Annotated in this window: 17 protein-coding genes and 1 pseudogene; 8 read left to right on the top strand and 10 right to left on the bottom strand. The window is 34.5% G+C overall.

Annotated elements, in window-relative coordinates:
• Nucleotides 1–2 precede the first annotated feature (2 nt).
• On the top strand, nucleotides 3–1,895 hold the full coding sequence (gene mnmG, locus DKK79_RS14240) for a tRNA uridine-5-carboxymethylaminomethyl(34) synthesis enzyme MnmG (protein ID WP_110424617.1): 1,893 nt from the start codon (nucleotides 3–5) through the stop codon (nucleotides 1,893–1,895).
• The gene (gene rsmG, locus DKK79_RS14235) at nucleotides 1,873–2,472 is read left to right on the top strand and encodes a 16S rRNA (guanine(527)-N(7))-methyltransferase RsmG (RefSeq protein ID WP_110424616.1); all 600 of its coding nucleotides are present in this window, start codon (nucleotides 1,873–1,875) and stop codon (nucleotides 2,470–2,472) included. Before mnmG ends, rsmG begins: the two co-directional genes overlap by 23 nt.
• A 28-nt stretch (nucleotides 2,473–2,500) precedes the next feature.
• Here rsmG and DKK79_RS14230 read toward each other — a convergent pair whose 3' ends face one another.
• The gene (locus DKK79_RS14230; protein ID WP_110424615.1) at nucleotides 2,501–3,733 is read right to left on the bottom strand and encodes an N-acetylmuramoyl-L-alanine amidase; all 1,233 of its coding nucleotides are present in this window, start codon (nucleotides 3,731–3,733) and stop codon (nucleotides 2,501–2,503) included.
• 263 nt (nucleotides 3,734–3,996) lie between these two features.
• On the opposite strand from DKK79_RS14230, the gene miaB reads away from it, so the two are divergent.
• The 6 genes from miaB to DKK79_RS14200 all read left to right on the top strand — a co-directional run bounded on the left by miaB (nucleotide 3,997) and on the right by DKK79_RS14200 (nucleotide 11,278).
• Nucleotides 3,997–5,424, top strand: a complete 1,428-nt coding sequence (gene miaB, locus DKK79_RS14225; RefSeq protein ID WP_110424614.1) for a tRNA (N6-isopentenyl adenosine(37)-C2)-methylthiotransferase MiaB — start codon at nucleotides 3,997–3,999, stop codon at nucleotides 5,422–5,424.
• A gap of 64 nt (nucleotides 5,425–5,488) precedes the next feature.
• Nucleotides 5,489–5,968 (top strand): zinc-ribbon domain-containing protein, encoded by a 480-nt coding sequence (locus DKK79_RS14220; RefSeq protein WP_110424613.1) that lies wholly within the window; start codon nucleotides 5,489–5,491, stop codon nucleotides 5,966–5,968.
• A gap of 24 nt (nucleotides 5,969–5,992) precedes the next feature.
• Entirely contained in the window at nucleotides 5,993–7,006 is a 1,014-nt protein-coding gene (locus DKK79_RS14215; RefSeq protein ID WP_181415334.1) for a PhoH family protein, read from the top strand.
• Nucleotides 7,007–7,035: 29 nt separating this feature from the next.
• Nucleotides 7,036–8,973: a penicillin-binding protein 2 gene (gene mrdA, locus DKK79_RS14210; protein WP_110424611.1), complete on the top strand. Its 1,938-nt coding sequence runs from the start codon at nucleotides 7,036–7,038 to the stop codon at nucleotides 8,971–8,973.
• Between the two features lie 2 nt (nucleotides 8,974–8,975).
• Entirely contained in the window at nucleotides 8,976–10,082 is a 1,107-nt protein-coding gene (gene mrdB, locus DKK79_RS14205) for a peptidoglycan glycosyltransferase MrdB (protein WP_034883533.1), read from the top strand.
• Nucleotides 10,083–10,096: 14 nt separating this feature from the next.
• On the top strand, nucleotides 10,097–11,278 hold the full coding sequence (locus DKK79_RS14200) for a serine hydrolase (protein ID WP_034883534.1): 1,182 nt from the start codon (nucleotides 10,097–10,099) through the stop codon (nucleotides 11,276–11,278).
• A gap of 337 nt (nucleotides 11,279–11,615) precedes the next feature.
• On the opposite strand, the gene fliR is transcribed toward DKK79_RS14200, so the two are convergent.
• From fliR to fliJ, 9 genes and pseudogenes are all read right to left on the bottom strand, one after another.
• A complete protein-coding gene (gene fliR / locus DKK79_RS14195) occupies nucleotides 11,616–12,395 on the bottom strand; it encodes a flagellar biosynthetic protein FliR (RefSeq protein WP_220019300.1) in 780 nt (259 codons plus the stop codon).
• A gap of 29 nt (nucleotides 12,396–12,424) precedes the next feature.
• On the bottom strand, nucleotides 12,425–12,694 hold the full coding sequence (fliQ, locus tag DKK79_RS14190) for a flagellar biosynthesis protein FliQ (protein WP_034883535.1): 270 nt from the start codon (nucleotides 12,692–12,694) through the stop codon (nucleotides 12,425–12,427).
• Nucleotides 12,695–12,718: 24 nt separating this feature from the next.
• Complete coding sequence (fliP, locus tag DKK79_RS14185; RefSeq protein WP_034883536.1) at nucleotides 12,719–13,459, bottom strand: flagellar type III secretion system pore protein FliP; 741 nt, start codon at nucleotides 13,457–13,459, stop codon at nucleotides 12,719–12,721.
• Complete coding sequence (gene fliO, locus DKK79_RS14180; RefSeq protein ID WP_034883537.1) at nucleotides 13,450–13,869, bottom strand: flagellar biosynthetic protein FliO; 420 nt, start codon at nucleotides 13,867–13,869, stop codon at nucleotides 13,450–13,452. Before fliO ends, fliP begins: the two co-directional genes overlap by 10 nt.
• Nucleotides 13,870–13,890: 21 nt before the next feature.
• Nucleotides 13,891–14,154: pseudogene (fliN, locus tag DKK79_RS14175) on the bottom strand (flagellar motor switch protein FliN); the annotation flags it as partial.
• 109 nt (nucleotides 14,155–14,263) lie between these two features.
• A complete protein-coding gene (fliM, locus tag DKK79_RS14170) occupies nucleotides 14,264–15,304 on the bottom strand; it encodes a flagellar motor switch protein FliM (RefSeq protein ID WP_034883539.1) in 1,041 nt (346 codons plus the stop codon).
• A gap of 5 nt (nucleotides 15,305–15,309) precedes the next feature.
• Nucleotides 15,310–15,777 carry a flagellar basal body-associated FliL family protein gene (locus DKK79_RS14165; RefSeq protein WP_034883540.1) on the bottom strand — a complete coding sequence of 156 codons (468 nt, stop codon included), beginning with the start codon at nucleotides 15,775–15,777 and terminating at the stop codon, nucleotides 15,310–15,312.
• A 181-nt stretch (nucleotides 15,778–15,958) separates the two neighbouring features.
• Complete coding sequence (locus DKK79_RS14160; RefSeq protein ID WP_110424608.1) at nucleotides 15,959–17,668, bottom strand: flagellar hook-length control protein FliK; 1,710 nt, start codon at nucleotides 17,666–17,668, stop codon at nucleotides 15,959–15,961.
• A complete protein-coding gene (fliJ, locus tag DKK79_RS14155) occupies nucleotides 17,658–18,122 on the bottom strand; it encodes a flagellar export protein FliJ (RefSeq protein WP_034883542.1) in 465 nt (154 codons plus the stop codon). The genes DKK79_RS14160 and fliJ overlap by 11 nt, the downstream gene beginning before the upstream one ends.
• Nucleotides 18,123–18,135: the final 13 nt, after the last annotated feature.

Below are 18,135 nucleotides of genomic sequence, written 5' to 3'. Positions count from 1 at the left end.
ATATGTTTTATCCAGATCTTTTTGATGTCATCGTTGTTGGTGGTGGCCATGCCGGAACTGAAGCAGCTATGGCATCAGCAAGAATGGGACGAAAAACATTACTTTTAACCCACAACATTAATACATTAGGTCAAATGTCATGTAATCCAGCTATTGGTGGGATTGGTAAAGGACACCTAGTCAAAGAAATTGATGCTATGGGTGGACTTATGGCACATGCCATTGATCTTGCAGGGATCCAATTTAGGATCTTAAATAGCAGTAAAGGTCCTGCGGTAAGAGCTACCCGTGCTCAAGCAGATCGATCCCTATATCGCAAAGTTATAAGAACTACGCTTGAAAACCAAGAAAATTTGATGTTATTTCAGCAATCTGTTGAAGATGTGATCATTGAAAACGATCGAATTACCGGCGTAGTTACTCAAATGGGTGTCTCTTTTAAAGCAAAATCGGTAGTATTAACCACAGGAACTTTTTTAGATGGTAAGATCCATATAGGTCTGGACAATTATAGCGGTGGTAGAACAGGCGATCCTGCGTCGATCGGTCTTTCTAAATCTTTACATCAATATCCATTTAGAATGGGACGTTTAAAGACAGGAACACCACCACGTATTGATGCTAGAACTATTGATTTTTCAAAATTAGGAACTCAATATGGTGATGATCCAGTGCCTGTGTTTTCATTTTTAGGCGATGCTAAACAGCACCCTAAACAGATCCCATGTTATATAACCAATACTAATGAAACTACGCACGAGATCATTCGCAACAGCTTAGATCGTAGCCCTATGTACACCGGCGTGATTGAAGGTGTTGGACCACGATATTGTCCTTCAATCGAAGATAAAATAATGCGTTTTGCAGATCGTAATTCGCATCAGATTTATTTAGAACCTGAAAGTTTAGATAGCAATGAAATTTATCCCAATGGGATTTCGACCAGTTTACCCTTTGATACTCAATTAGCGTTTGTTCGTAGTATGAAAGGATTGGAAAACGCCAATATAGTAAGACCAGGTTATGCGATTGAGTATGATTATTTTGATCCTCGTGATCTTAAACCTACATTAGAAAGCAAAGTGATCAAAGGTTTATTTTTAGCCGGTCAAATCAACGGTACTACCGGTTATGAAGAAGCTGCTGCACAAGGAATGTTGGCTGGTTTAAACGCGGCAAGATTTGTATATGATCAAGATCAATGGTATCCAACACGTGATCAAGCTTATTTAGGTGTATTAGTTGATGATCTTTGTACGTTAGGAACTAACGAACCTTATCGTATGTTTACTTCTCGTGCTGAATATCGTCTAATGTTGCGTGAGGATAATGCTGATATTCGTTTAACCGAAATAGGACGAAAACTAGGCATGGTTGATGATTATCGTTGGCAACGTTTTAACGAAAAATTTGAAGCGATTGAACAAGAAAGATCTCGTCTTCGTGACATTTGGGTTCATCCTCATATTGAAACTATTGATGAAGTCAATGCGGTATTAAGTGCTAATCTCACCAAAGAGGCCAATGGTGAAGAGTTACTTAAACGCCCTGAAATGAGCTACAAAACACTACAGTCCTTGTCTCTTTTTGCACCTGGCTTAACCGACAATCAAGCTGCAGAACAAGTTGAAATTCAAGTTAAATATGACGGTTATATAAAATTACAGATTGAAGAAATTGAAAGACAAAAACGTAATGAAGAAACCCTTATTCCTGAGCATATTGATTATGCAGAAATATCAGGGTTATCTAATGAAGTCGTTGCTAAATTAAAACAACATAAGCCGGTTTCAATAGGTCAAGCTTCTCGTATTTCTGGTATTACACCGGCAGCTATTTCAATGTTATTAGTTTATTTAAAAAAGAAAAACTATGTTAAAAAAGAAACTCATTAATCTTATTGATCAAACGGATCTTTTGATCACTTCTGAGCAAATTGATCAGTTGATCAATTATGTTGAGATGCTTAATAAATGGAATAAGGCTTATAATCTAACCGCGGTACGAGATCCTAGTGAGATGCTAATTAAACATATTATGGATAGTTTAGTGGTATCGCCTTATTTAGTTGGCAATACTTTTATTGATGTGGGAACGGGGCCAGGATTACCAGGGATCCCTTTAGCCATCATTAATCCAGATAAGCAATTTGATCTGGTTGATAGTTTAGGTAAAAGGATCCGTTTTTTAAAACAAGTTCAATTTGAATTAAAATTAAAGAATATTCAACCAATTCAAAGCCGTATTGAAGAATATAATCAAAAAAAATTTGATGGCGTAATCAGTCGAGCATTCGCTTCTTTGCAAGATATGCTAATTTGGTGTAAACATCTTCCTAATCAGCAAGGATCTTTCTATGCATTAAAAAGCAGTGATCTTGATGCGATCCCTGAAGGATTTATGCTTAAACAAAATATAAAACTATCCGTACCGGAATTGGATGCTGAACGACGTTTAATGATAATTGAGTAAATGGAAAATTGATCTAATCATTTTTAGATCAATTTTTACGTCTCTTCAAATAATCCTTAATACCTTCAACTATGGCTTTAGATACTTGATTTTGGAAGGAAGTGGTTTTGAGTTTTTGCTCTTCGGCTATATTACTAATAAAAGCTGTTTCTACTAAAACCGATGGAATATCTGGGGCTTTTAATACGGCAAAACCGGCCTTTTCGATCGACGGTTTATGTAAATTATTTACCTTTTTCATTCGATTTAAAATAGCACTACCTAATAATACACCATTGGAAAGAGTGGTCTTTTGGACTAAATCTAAAATAGTATTATCTAAATATTTATCACCACTGCGGCTAACACCACCTATTTGGTCTGCATCATTTTGAGTTTGTGCTAAATAACTTGCTGCAGAACTACTTGCTCCACGGGTTGATAGAGCAAATACCGATGACCCTCTAACGGAACGGTTAGTAAAAGCATCTGCATGAATAGATACAAATAGATCGGCATTTAAAGATCTTGCTTTTGCTACACGAACTTTTAAAGGAATAAACACATCTTCATTACGTGTCATATACACTTTTATATTTGCTTCTTTTTTAAGCAAGTTATAGGTTCGCCGAGCAATTTGTAAAACAATATCTTTCTCTCGGGTTTTTTTGTAACCAATAGCTCCTGGATCTTCTCCTCCATGACCAGGATCAAGCATAACAATAATAGGAGCATTTTTCTTCTTATTGGTTGGTGATTTTATTTGTGCCTGTTTTTTATTTAGATCACCTCTTTGATACTCTTCTAAAAGGGTAAGCAAAGGATCATCGTCAGCAGAGGCTGATTTAGATGGGTAAAGATCAACAACTAATCGATGTTTAAATTCAGCAATTGGTGACAATGTAAATGTATTTGGATAAAAGTCTTGTTTTAATTCGACCATAATACGAACAGTACTTGGCGCTAACTGTGTCGCTTGGATAGATTTAATAAAAGGATCATTATTTAATATTTTGGTCGAAATAGCCTTTAATGTTGGATTTAAGTTGAGATTATCAATATCAATAACCATTCGATCTGGATTGAATAATTGTGCACATTTATAGTTAAGTTTAATGTTTGACTCTAATGTTATTCGTGTATAGGTTGATGACGGCCAAACACGCACAGCAATAACTTGAGCCATTTTCGCAGCAAAACCAACTCGAGTAACCGACAACAAACAAGTCGCAATAACGCCTTTAATCAAAAAACGCTTTGTTGGACTAAATGTTTTTGACATACCTAAATACTTTTATATTAGTAATATTAATAGGATAAGGATAATAGCATATAATATAACAATATTAAAAATAATCATTATCATATTCAATTGTTTTATCGATAGATAAATTACTAATCAGCTATTTTTGTATAAGAGGTAACAAATGTAGTTTTTTATATTAATTATAGACCCTACAATCACAAAGGATTACAATATAGCACGCTAAAATCGCGGATTTAAACCCGTTTTCATTTTAACAATTAAATATAGCTGAGTTATTGATGAGCAAAAAATTACATATCAAAACTTGGGGCTGCCAAATGAACGAATATGATTCAAACAAAATGGCAGATCTCCTTGAATCCACCCATGGTTTAACTCTAACTGATAATGCTGAAGAAGCCGATATTTTATTATTAAATACTTGTTCTATTCGAGAAAAAGCCCAAGAAAAAGTCTTTCATCAATTAGGCCGTTGGAAAAATTTAAAACAACATAATCCTAATATTATTATTGGTGTTGGTGGTTGTGTGGCATCACAAGAAGGTGCACATATTCGTAAACGTGCGCCTTTTGTCGATATTATTTTTGGACCACAAACTTTTCACCGCTTACCAGAGATGATTGAACAAATTCGTAATGGTAATGGTCATCATGTGGTTGATGTTAGTTTTCCTGAAATTGAAAAATTTGACCGTTTACCGGAACCGCGTAGTGAAGGTCCTACAGCTTTCGTATCAATTATGGAAGGATGTAATAAATACTGTACTTATTGTGTAGTTCCTTACACCCGTGGGGAAGAGGTGAGCCGACCTTGTGATGATGTCATATATGAAATAGCTCAACTTGCTGAACAAGGGGTGCGAGAAGTTAATTTATTAGGTCAAAATGTCAATGCTTATCGCGGTCCAACCTTTGATGGTGATATCTGTTCTTTTGCTGAACTGTTACGTTTGGTTGCTGCTATTGATGGTATTGACCGTATTCGCTTCACAACTAGCCATCCAATTGAATTTACCGATGACATTATTGATGTCTATCGTGATACACCAGAACTGGTTAACTTTTTACATTTACCAGTACAAAGTGGTTCTGACCGAGTTTTAAATTTAATGAAACGAACTCATACGGCAATTGAATATAAATCAATTATTCGCAAATTGCGTAAAGTTCGTCCTGATATTCAAATTAGTTCAGATTTTATTGTTGGATTCCCTGGTGAGACTCACGAAGATTTTGAACAAACCATGAAATTAATCGCTGATGTTAATTTCGATCTAAGTTACAGCTTTGTCTATTCTGCTCGCCCAGGTACGCCCGCTGCGGAAATGGAAGATAATGTTTCTGAAGAAGAGAAAAAACAACGTCTCTATATTCTTCAAGAAAGAATCAATCAACAAGCAATGCAATTTAGTCGTCGTATGTTAAATACGGTACAACGTATTTTAGTTGAAGGCCCTTCTAAAAAGGATCTTATGGAGTTAACTGGTCGAACAGAAAATAATCGCATTGTCAATTTTGAAGGCCATCCGGATATGATTGGTAAATTTGTTGATGTTGAAATTACCGATGTTTATCCTAACTCATTACGTGGTAAAGTAGTGAGAACTGAAGATCAGATGGATCTACGGGTGAGTGAATCACCAATATCGGTTATATCTCGTACTCGTAAAGAAAATAATTTAGGTGTTGGTATTTATCAACCATAATTATAAAAAGTAGAGTAATTAAAATAATAATAAAAGATGATAATAAATTAGTAAGGAAAAGAAAATGTTTATTATATTTGGTACCAAAGGACGTGAAGTCACAGAAAATACAGGACAATTTAATTGCCCAAACTGTTGTTCTCAGCAGAATATTACCGGCGATCAAAAACAGCAACAGTATACGCAAATAAAGGTAGCTAAATATTTTACTTTATTTTTTATTCCTATTTTTGATTATGAAACTTTAGGTCGATATATTAAGTGCCAACATTGTAATTCTGATTATAATGAAAAGGTTTTAGAGTATATTCCACCTACATTTGAACAACAAGTTGCCTCTTATATTGAACAAGAGTTAAAAGGTGGCACACCGATTACAATGGTTGTGAATAAATTAAAAAGCCAAGGATTAGATAACGACCAAGCAACTAGTGCGGTGGATAATGTAGTTGGTGGCAATATTGTTACTTGCCATAATTGCAATATGGATTTCCTAAAAGGTATTGAAAAATGCTCTTTATGTGAAGGACGTATTGGTAATTAAAATAAACAATTTGAGGACATATCTTTGAATATTACGACATATGAAACAATGCTCGAACCAGCTGATAATCAGCGGCTTAATAGTCTTTGTGGTCCTTATGATGACAATATAAAACAACTCGAACGCCGTTTAGGAATTGAAATAAATCATCGAGGTAACTTATTTGCTGTAACTGGTGATGCAATCAGTATAAAAGCGGCGTCTGAAATATTACAATCGCTCTATAAGCAAACTAAAGTAAAAGATAAGATTGTTGATATTGAGCCGGAACAGATACATTTAGCGATCAAAGAATCAGGTGCACTAGAAAAAGCTAGTGAGCACTTACCTTCTTATGTTGATATGTATGCCAATAAACAAGTGATGATAAAAACTAAGCGTGGCGTGATAAAACCACGCACGCCTAATCAAGCACAATATATTGCCCATGTATTAGATTATGATATTGCGTTTGGTATAGGCCCTGCTGGTACGGGTAAAACGTATTTAGCTGTTGCTGCTGCAGTTGATGCACTGGAAAAACAACAAATTCGTCGAATTGTGTTAACCCGCCCTGCTGTAGAAGCCGGTGAAAAACTTGGTTTTTTACCCGGTGATTTAAGTCAAAAAGTTGATCCTTACTTACGTCCACTTTACGATGCATTATTTGAAATGCTTGGTTTTGAAAAAGTCGAAAAACTGATTGAAAAAAGTGTTATTGAAGTAGCTCCATTAGCCTACATGCGTGGACGAACTCTTAATGATGCTTTTATTATTCTTGATGAAAGTCAAAATACCACTATAGAACAAATGAAGATGTTTTTGACCCGCATTGGTTTTAACTCTAAAGCGGTGATCACAGGCGATATTACTCAAATTGATTTACCGCGTCATCAAAAATCGGGATTACGTCACGCGATAGAAGTGTTAAGCGAGGTTGATGATATTAGTTTTAATTTTTTCAAGAGCGAAGATGTGGTGCGTCATCCTGTGGTGGCTAGAATTGTTAATGCTTATGAAAAATGGGAACAACAAGAACACAAGCAACAACAGTCATAAACAGAATTTAGAGGAGCTAGATTATCTCTATTTCAGGTAAAAATCAAAAAGGCAATATTCGCGATCACTCAGCAGAAACAAATCTATTTCTGCGTAGAGCACTGTTTGCGTTTGTGGTAATAATTCTATTAGTTTTTGTATTATTAGCTAATTTAGCTGATTTGCAAATTTTAAACTTTAGTTATTACAGTACTAAATCAAACAATAATCGTATTGAAATTATCCCAATTCCGCCTAGTCGCGGTATGATTTATGATCGTAATGGCACGCCATTGGCGATAAATAATATTACTTATCAACTTAATATAGTTCCTGATAAAACTAAAAACCTTAACGAACAGTTTGAACAATTAAAAAAAATTGTTGATTTAACTGATGAAGATATCGAAAATTTTCAAAAGGAAAGACGAAATTATCGAGCTCATCGTCCAGTACCACTTAAAGAAAATTTAACCGATAAGCAGATAGCCCGTTTTATTGTTGATCAGCATCGTTTCCCATTTGTATCTATTGTTAAAATTCAACATCGATATTATCCATACGGCTCTTCGCTCACTCATATTCTTGGTTATATATCCAAAATAAACTCTCAAGATAAGCAACGCCTAGAAGAACAAAATAAAGCTAGTAATTATGTGGCCACATTTAATATTGGTAAAATGGGGATTGAAAGATATTACGAAGATGTCTTACATGGTACTGCTGGTAATGAAAAGGTTGAAGTAAATAGCCGAGGTCGTATTGTTCGTTTACTTGAACAACATCCACCACAAGCGGGTGAAGATATCTATTTATCTATTAACCTGAAATTACAACTCTATATTGAATCATTGCTTGCTGGTCGTAAAGCGTCAGTGGTGGCCATTGATCCCAATAATGGTGAAGTGTTGGCAATGGTTTCGACGCCAAGTTATGACTCAAATGACTTTGTTGGTGGTATTTCAAGTAAAAAATATAAAGAGTTACTAAATGATCCAAGTAAACCTCTTTTCAATCGCGCCTTACTCGGTGCCTATCCACCAGCTTCAACAGTCAAACCGTTTATTTCGATAGCGGCATTGAGTGAAGGTGTTGTTTCACCAAAGAGCGTAATTAATGATCCGGGTTGGTGGCAACTGCCAGGTACAGAAAGGCGTTACCGAGACTGGTTAAAATGGGGACATGGTCGTGTTGATGTTTTAAGAGCGATTGAAGAATCCGTAGATACTTACTTTTACCAAGTTGCTTATGATATGGGCATAGATCGTTTAAATTTATGGATGAAAAAATTTGGTTATGGTGAGCGAACTGGTATCGATATTTCTCCTAATGAAGAGTCACGTGCCGTCATGCCAAGTCGCGAATGGAAAATGAAACGCCATAAAAAATCGTGGTTACAAGGTGATACCATTCCAGTTGGTATTGGTCAAGGTTATTGGACAGCAACGCCAATGCAAATGGTTAAAGCATTGTCTATAATGATAAATAATGGTAAAACTTTTACTCCACACTTTTTATTATATAAAAAGAGTGACATTATTAATACCAATCAAAACCAACCAAAAATTGAACCATCAAAATATGTGGAAAACAACAGTCTTATTAATATTAATCCAGCCTACTGGGCATTAGCAAAAGAAGGTATGCATCGAGTTATGTTTGGTTCACATGGCACTGCACGAAAAGTTTATGCTGATGCTAAATATCAAGCTGCAGGTAAGTCTGGCACAGCTCAAGTTTATGGATTAAAAGAGAACGAAACCTATAATGCCAATCACATACCTGAACATTTACGTGATCATGCTTTATTTATTGCTTATGCACCTTATGATAAACCGAAAATAGCGTTGGCCATTGTTTTAGAAAACGGTGGAGGAGGTAGCTCTAATGGTGGTGCGGTCGCGCGTAAGATACTTGATTATTATCTGGAAGGTGATAACTCAGCAGAATTAAAAGATGACTCACCGAATATAGGACATGAAGATTAATTATGAGTAATATTAAGAGATCTTTTTGGCAAAAGATACATATTGATCCACTTTTTTGCTTATTTATCACCTTACTTCTTGGTTATAGCCTTTATATATTATGGAGCGCTAGTGGTCAAAGTATTGATATGATGCAAAAGCGGGTGATCCAAATAGTACTTGGTTTTTTTGCAATGATTGTCTTTGCTCAATTTTCACCAAGAACCTATGAAAAATGGGCGCCTTATCTCTATGTTGTATGTATTATTATATTATTATTAGTTGATATTTTTGGTTATACCAGCAAAGGGGCTCAGCGTTGGTTAGATTTAGGTGTTATTCGCTTTCAACCTTCAGAAATAGCTAAAATAGCCGTGCCTTTAATGGTGGCTAAATTTATTCATCGTGATGGTTGTCCACCACCGCTGAAAACTACCGTACAAACATTAGCTATTATTGGTGTACCATCGCTGTTGGTAGCAATGCAACCTGATTTGGGAACTGCTATTTTAATTATCATGTCAGGTATTTTTATCATCTTTTTGGCAGGAATTAATTGGCGATTTATTCTTTTTGCCTTGATATTGATCGCGATATTTTTGCCGATTATGTGGTTCTACTTAATGCATGATTATCAACGTGAACGGGTTTTAACATTATTTAATCCTGAGCGTGATCCTAATGGTACAGGTTATCATATTCTCCAGTCTAAAACGGCAATTGGATCCGGTGGAATATGGGGTAAAGGTTGGCTGCAAGGTACTCAATCACAGTTGGAATTTTTACCAGAAAGACATACCGATTTTATTTTTTCAGTTATTGCAGAAGAATTTGGATTTATTGGTTCTATTATTTTGTTAGTCTTGTTTTTATGCTTAATTATACGTGGATTAATTATTGCTTCACAGGCACAAACGACCTTTGGGCGAATACTTTCTGGTGGCTTAATTTTAGTCTTTTTTGTCTACGTATTTATTAATATCGGTATGGTCAGTGGCATCTTACCAGTTGTTGGTGTACCATTACCATTAATAAGTTATGGTGGCTCATCATTAGTCGTTTTAATGGCAAGTTTTGGCATTATGATGTCTATTCACACACATCGATACATGTTATCTAAAAACATATAACGGAATTTTTATCAATGAAAAAGAAATTTAAATTATCTTTTGGGTTATTGTCGCTCGCAATATGTTCTTCGGCCTCGGCGGAAATGATTTTTCCTATTCCCGCTATTCCACAATTAAATGCTGAAGCATATATCTTAATGGATGCCAAGTCTGGTGAAATTTTAGCACAATACAATGCTGAACAACAGCGTGACCCAGCAAGCTTAACCAAAATGATGACCAGTTATGTTGTTGGTCAAGCTTTAGAGTCAGGCAGAATTAAAAATGATGATATGGTTCTAGTTAGTAAAGATGCATGGGCAACAGGCAATCCTGTATTAAAAGGCTCGTCTTTAATGTTTTTAGAAGTCGGTAAAACTGTTCGGGTGGCAGATTTAAACAAAGGTATCATTATCCAATCAGGTAATGATGCGTGTATTGCGATGGCTGAACATGTTGCGGGTAGCCAAGGTGCATTTGTTAATTTAATGAATGAATATGCAAAAAAAATTGGCTTACAACACACTCACTTTGAAACTGTACATGGTCTTGATGCACCAGGTCAATATACAACTGCTAAAGATATGGCATTGTTAGGTCAAGCTTTAATTCGTGACTTACCAACAGAATACGCTATTTATAAAGAAAAAGAATTTACCTATAATCTTTCTAAACCACAATTGAATCGTAATGGTTTACTATGGGATACCTCGTTAAATGTAGATGGCATTAAAACCGGGCATACTGCAGCGGCTGGTTATAATCTTGTGGCATCAGCAGTGGATGGTAACACTCGTTTAATTTCGGCCGTATTAGGAGGTCGAACATTTAAAGGTCGTGAAGAAGAAAGTAAAAAATTACTTACTTGGGGATTTCGGTTTTTTGAAACGGCAAATCCAGTAAAACCGAATGATCCGTTAGTGAATAAGTCAGTTTGGTATGGTGATAAAAATAAAGTTAAACTCGGTTCTATCAATGGCGCATATATCTCAGTGCCAAAAGGCCGTGCAGCGGATGTTAAAATACAATACAGCATTGATGATTATATTTATGCACCAATTAGCAAAGGAACACCGGTTGGCAAAATCCAATTTTTATTAGATGATAAAGTTATCAATGAACAACCTTTAGTTACTCTTGAAAATGTTGAGGAAACTGGATTCTTCGGCGGTATTTGGGATTGGATAAAATTACAATTCCATAAATTTTTTAATTAATTTCTTCTTTATAGCCGCTGTTTAACTTTTATTTATGCAGCGGTTTTTTATTACTTGCTATAAGTAAATTCTAACTCTATAACATTTCAGTTACTACTATTTTTGGCGTTAAAGAAAATGTTTCCTCTCCTCAATATTTTGGTAATAAGTTGTATAATTTCCAACAAACATTAAGAATGATATAAATTCCTTGATACCTTTAAAATAGATGTATGGAGATTAAGCAATATTGCCAAATTATTAATAAATCTATAAATGTTTTTTGTTGACTTTCAAAAACTATTTTTTCATTATATTTTGCTAAAAAAATTATAGATAGTCGTTAAGGTTTATCGACCTAGGGAGAGGGTTCACCAAGATAAAGCAAAATTCGCGACATTGAGGAAAAGATCTCTTCTAAAATTAATTCTACAAATGAAGGTAACACAGAAAATAAATAAGTTAACATCATCAACCCACATAATAATGTCAGTGGAAAACCGACCACAAAAATTGATAGCTGTGGAGTGATTCGATTTAATAAACCTAATGACAGGTTAATAATAAGTAATAGCGTCAGTAAAGGTAACGCCAACATAACACCGTTATTGAATAGTAGGCTTGTGGTTTCAATCAAAGCTAAATAGCCATTTTCTTTTAACGGTGAAATACTAATAGGAATAATAGTAAAACTATTAGCTAAACCATAGATTAACCATAAATGGCCATCTAAACTTAGAAATACTAATAAGGCAGTAATATTAATTAAACGTGATAATACTGAGGTAGATGGTCCGCCAACAGGATCATAAACCGTCGCCATACCTAACCCCATTTGCATGCCAATTAATTCACCGGAAAACCTAACAGTCATAAAGGTGATTTGTACAGAATAACCGATTATGATGCCAATCATAATTTGTTGTCCAATGACCCAGATGCCCATTAGTGAATAAATGGTAAGATTATCGTCTAACTTTGGTAAGGGTAAAACAATCACAATCAGTATTGCTAAACCTATTTTGACACGGTTTGGTACTTCTCTTTCACCAGTAATAGGTGCGACCATAATTAAAGCTAAAATGCGGACAAAAGGAAGAAAACTTGATCTAACCCAAGAAAAATAATCAATATTCAAAAAATCCTGAATAGCTAAATCCATTAAAATTAACTTGTTAAGTTGGGAATATTCGTAATGACAAGGCTAATATAGTCGATCATTGTTGTTAGCATTGATGGGCCTAAAATAATTAGTACCACGATGACAGCCAAAATTTTAGGAATAAAAGTTAAGGTCATTTCATTAATTTGTGTTGCAGCTTGTAGTAAACTGACAATTAATCCTGTAACCAATGCCGCTAGTAATAGAGGACCAGCAATTGATCCGGCAACTTTGATAGCTTGCATGGCGAAATGGCTAATAAATTCAGATTGCATATTGATCCCCCTGCTTTATCTTTGCTAACTAAAAAAGCTTTGTGCTAATGAACCTAACAATAGGTGCCAGCCATCAGCTAGTACAAACAGCATAATTTTAAACGGTAGTGATACCGTTGCGGGTGGTACCATCATCATACCTAATGCCATTAAGGTACTGGCAACAACCAAATCAATTACCAAGAATGGAATAAAAAGCGTAAAACCAATTTGAAAGGCTGTTTTTAACTCACTAGCTACAAAAGCAGGAACCAAAATTCGTAGTGGGATTTCTTCACGAGTTTGAATTTCAGTAGCATGGGACATATTTACAAATAAAGCTAAATCACTTTCACGAGTTTGAGTTAGCATAAATTCGCGAAGCGGTTTAGTTGCCTCTTCTAGCCCTTCTTCCATGGTGATTTTTTGTTCAGAATAAGGAAGATACGCATCTTGATATATTTTATCTAGTGTTGGTGACATAATAAAAAATGTCATAAATAGCGCTATACCTAAAATTAATTGATTAGGTGGTGCTGATTGGGTGCCAAGTGCACTACGCAATAATCCTAATACAATAATGATACGAGTAAAACTCGTCATTAACAATAGAATAATTGGGATAAAAGTCAGTAAAGTTAAAAAAACTAAGGTTTCAACAGGTAATGACCAATTTTGCCCTTCTTGATTAGCTGTTTGAGCAACAATCGTTAACGGTGATAATCCTGCAAAACTATATTGGTTAACAAACAATAAGCTTAGCAAAATAATATGTTTTAACCGCACGATGAGTTGCTCCTTTTTGCAGCATTTAATACTGACTGCAATATCTGATTAAATGATTTATTTTTTGATGTTTGCTCAACACCCTGAGGTTCTGCTAATAACATTTCGGTATGTTCTTCATTTATAGTATGTAGTAATGTCATTTGCTGAGCAGTAACCCCAACAACCAGTAATTGATGGTCAACATAAACCAGAAGAATACGCTCTTTAGCACTTATATTGTATGTTGCTTTAACATCAATGAATTGCTTGGAGGATTTTCTCCAACCTGATCGTTTTAATATCCATCCTAAAAAAAAGATAACAGCAATTACACAAAAAAATGCCGAACCAATTTGGCTATATAGACCTGATTCTATCGAAAAAGACGATAAGGTCTGAACATTGTTGGTTAGGGCAGGCTCTGTCATGGTTATCTCAGTTATTTGCTTTTAGCGGCTTAATCTACGTACACGCTCAGATGGAGTCATAATATCGGTAATTCGTACACCATAATTGTCACCAACCACAACGATTTCACCTTGGGCAATTAAGTAACCATTAATGAGAATATCTAAAGGTTCGCCAGCCAAGCCATCTAAGGCAACAACCGAACCTTGAGTTAAATTTAACAAATCTTTAATGGTCATTTTGGTTCGACCAAGTTCAACACTTAGATTAACAGGAATATCTAAAATAAGATTGATATCTTGTTTTTTGATATCTGTTGGTTGTGGTGAAAGAGTTTCAAAAATAGCCTCTTTGGTTACTGACTCTTCATTAGCTACATTACTTGGTTGACTATCATCACCATTGTTTGGAATATCATTCATTGAACACTCCTTCATTCAATTGTTCTATAACTGGGTTGCTTATCTGTTCTACTTGAATTGCATATTGTCTGTTCACACTACCGTAATGACCTTTTAATACCGGTACACCACCAATGGTGACATCAAGGCTAGTTGGTTTTTCGATATCCAAAATATCGTTTACCTTTAAGGCCAATAATTTGGCAACTGTTGTTTGAATATTAGCAAAGTTAGCTACTAGCTCAACGGTTGATTGTTTAATACCGCTAGTCAGTGAACTCATCCAGACGTTATCATCTTGGTTAGTTTGATTTTCGCTCGGTGGCTTAATTAAAAGCTCTTTGATTGGCTCAATCATTGTATAAGGAATACAAATATAAAAATTAGCTTTAATGTTGCCAATTTCAACTAAAAATGTTGAGATTAATATAACATCGTCGGGTGAACTGGTGATATTAGTAAATCTGCTTTCTACTTCTGAACGAATGTACTCTATTTCGATATTGTAGACATCAATCCAAGAATTTTGGTAAGTGGTTAAGGCAAGATTTAACACCCGTCTAATGATTTCTTGTTCGGTGTGCGTATATTCTCGCTCTTTTTTATAAACATTCGATATATGTCCATCCCCACCAAAAAGCGTATCAACGACAATAAAAACTAATTCTGGCGAAAATGAAAATAAGCAACTTCCCCGTAAAGGGTTAAGATGAACTAAATTTAAATGATTGAGAGCCGAAACACTAGAAAACTCTTTAAACGTTTTCGATTCAATATGCGATGTAATAACATCAGTATTACGGCGTAATAAGTTAAATAATCCAATTCTAAACTGACGTGCAAAGCGTTCATTAATAATTTCTAACGCGGGTAGCCGCTCAGGGATAAAGTTATGTTTAACTGATATATCATAAGGTTTAACTTCATTCCGTTTACTTTGCGGTGAACGATAATTCTGCTCTACATCATTATTACTTATGTTTGCTGAATTTTCTTGTGAATACTCTGCTGAAGGTTCACTTATATCGGTATTAGATTGAAGATCATCAGACATGATAACTACCTTACAATAAAATCAGTGAATAAAACTTCATCAACTTGTACTGAACGTCTTGTATCGTATTGGCGAGATAAGGCCGCTTTTATCTGTTCTTGTAATTCAAGTTTGCCTGATTCTGTCTTTAAATTATTAATATACTGTTTAGAAGTTAAAAGTAATACATTACTTCTTACTTCAGGTAGATAATCTAATAATATATTCTTTTGTTCTTTATCAGCGACACGCAATACAATACCAACATAAAGAATTTTATTGGTTTCTAAATTGTCTTCAGATGGCGGTAGTGAAATAGTGAACGGTTTTAATGTTAAAAACACTGGTGATAACACTTCAGGCTCTAACTGAGCATTAGCCATATTTCTAGCTTGACTTTGTAACCATAAATAACCAGCGAAACCTGTTGCTACTAGAGTATTTAAAATAAGTATCACATTTAAAACACTTACTTTTTTATTTGTAGTTTCCATATTTATTATTGTCTCAATGAAATTTAACGAAATCTTTATAACTATCTAAATAACCAAAAGTTACCGAAATAATAAATCATGCTTTAATAATTAATTTGAAGAATAGGCAGTAAAAACATTACCTATTCAACCTTTTTGATATTTAGTTATCTAAATCTAATTTTGCATTAAATACTATTATTTAGGCAAAAATACTTAATCCTGACTGCGTGACATTTGAGCGATGTTCAGGTTTAGGTAAAGATTGATTTTTTTCATTTAATAACTGTTCTGTTTTTGATTGTTGTTCTTGTTTATAAGGTGAAGACTGTTTGGAATCATTCATCATTGAAGAATCACTGATATCGGTCTGTTGTAATGTAATACCGTGTTCTTCCAATGAAGTTCTTAACTGTGGTAGTGCTGATTCTAAAACGCTTTTAACCATGTTATGTGCAACAGCCATATGCAGGTTCATCTTGTCATCAATAAGTGCTAATTTAATATGCAGTGAACCAAGTTCTTCCGGATGTAATTTTATTTCCGCATTTTGAATACCTTGACGACAAATTAAGCTAATTTTTTCATTTAATGCGGTTTGCCATTTTGCAACATCCATTGGCATCGGTAAATTTAAGTCTAATGTTGTCTGTTTTTCAACTAGTGGTGTTGAAGTCGATAATAGATTTTGGCCATTTACCGCTGTTACTAATTCTGGTTCTTGGTTAGTATTGGCGATTTTGCTAGCAATAACTTGGTTTTCAAAAATTGATGATGATGTGGATAATAGATTTTGACCATCTGGTTCTTGGCTAGTATTGGCAATTTTACTATCAGTAGATTGGCTTTCAAAAAGCGATGCTGATGTAGATAATAGATTTTGATTATTTTCCGTTGTAACTAACGCTGATCCTTGGTTGTTCTTGGCAATATTGTTATCAACAATTGTTGCCGATATTTTACTATTTTCCGCTGTAATTAATGCAGGATCTTGGTTAGTATTATTAACCATTGTTGCAGTGGATAATGGCGTTTGACCATTTCCAGCTGCCGCTAATACCGATTCCTGATTGTTATTAGCGCTATTGTTATCAAAAAGTTGTTTTTCGGTAATCGGTGTTGATGAGGATAATTGATTTTGACTACTTCCAGCTGTCACTAATGTTGGTTCTTGGTTGGTATTAGCGATATTGCTATCAAAAAGTTGCTTTTCAGCAATTGGCGTTGATGTAGATAATAGATTTTGGCTATTTCCTGATGCTACTAATGCTATTTCTTGATTAGAATTAATGATTTTGTTATCAGCAAGATTGTTGGCAACGCTTTGTTGTAAATTGTTAAAGCTATTACTGCTTTGAGTCTTAGTAAGGTTGCTGTTTGGTAAAGTTTGATCTGCTTTTGCCGATTCAACTAAATTTATATTTTTTGAGGTTTTATGCTGATCATTTGCTTTGTTGATAAATTGTTCACTATTATTGATAGAAGTAAGGATCTCTGCCGCTTTTTGATCGATACTGGTTGGTTGTTTTACATTATTGGCAAGCTTGGCATCAAGAAGTGAATCATTGGCCTTAGTGTTCCCTTTTAACAATGGTTTATTCTCATCTATCTGTTCAATAGTCTGTCTGTTAGTGATAGCCATTGTTGACTCTTGTTCGGCTTGCAAATTGAGTGGTGATGCAAACAGCATGAATAATTCATCACTATTATTGCTATCTTCTTCCCTATTTAGCTTTTCTTTGAGCGAGTTTAAATTGATTAGTTTTTTATTGTCACTTAAATCTTGCTGTTTTTCAGTGAACTGTAACAATTGTCGAAAAAAATCGTCTTCAATAACAGATAACTCGCTGTCGTTAAATTCCAACGGTTGAGATGATATTAATGGTATATCGCTAAGTTTATTAATATTCATTCAAAATTCTCCTTGTTAACTGCTGTTGTGCAAATTCATCTGTTAATTTTTGTTGTAAACGAATTTGTTGTAACATTTGTTTTTTATCTTGTTTATCTAATAATGTGGTATAGGTCTTGAGGCTTTTTTGTGATTTATTAAGCTCATTAGTGATCTGTTTTTGTTTAATATCTAAGGTTAATAATAGCTTTTTCTGTTGTGCTATACCTAGTTCTATCGCTGAAAGGAAGGAATTAAAATTACTTAGTTCCGCTCCATTAATACCTTTTGATAAAGCCTTATTCAGGCGTTGTTGATATTCTTCATAATAATCATTTAAAACGTTAAGTTGTGATTGTGCATTACATTTGTTGTCGTGCGCATATTTTAATTTTATCAATTTGTCATCGACTGATTTTTCAGCTAACTTTTTTAATGTTAAAAAGGCAAATTTACTATTATATTGATTGTTCATTATTCTTTCCTAA

It is taken from the genome of Gilliamella apicola (assembly GCF_003202915.1).
GTDB classification, from domain to species: Bacteria; Pseudomonadota; Gammaproteobacteria; order Enterobacterales; family Orbaceae; genus Gilliamella; species Gilliamella apicola_Q.
Note: the sequence above shows the minus strand (reverse complement) of the source record. Positions and strands in the feature narration are given on the sequence as shown.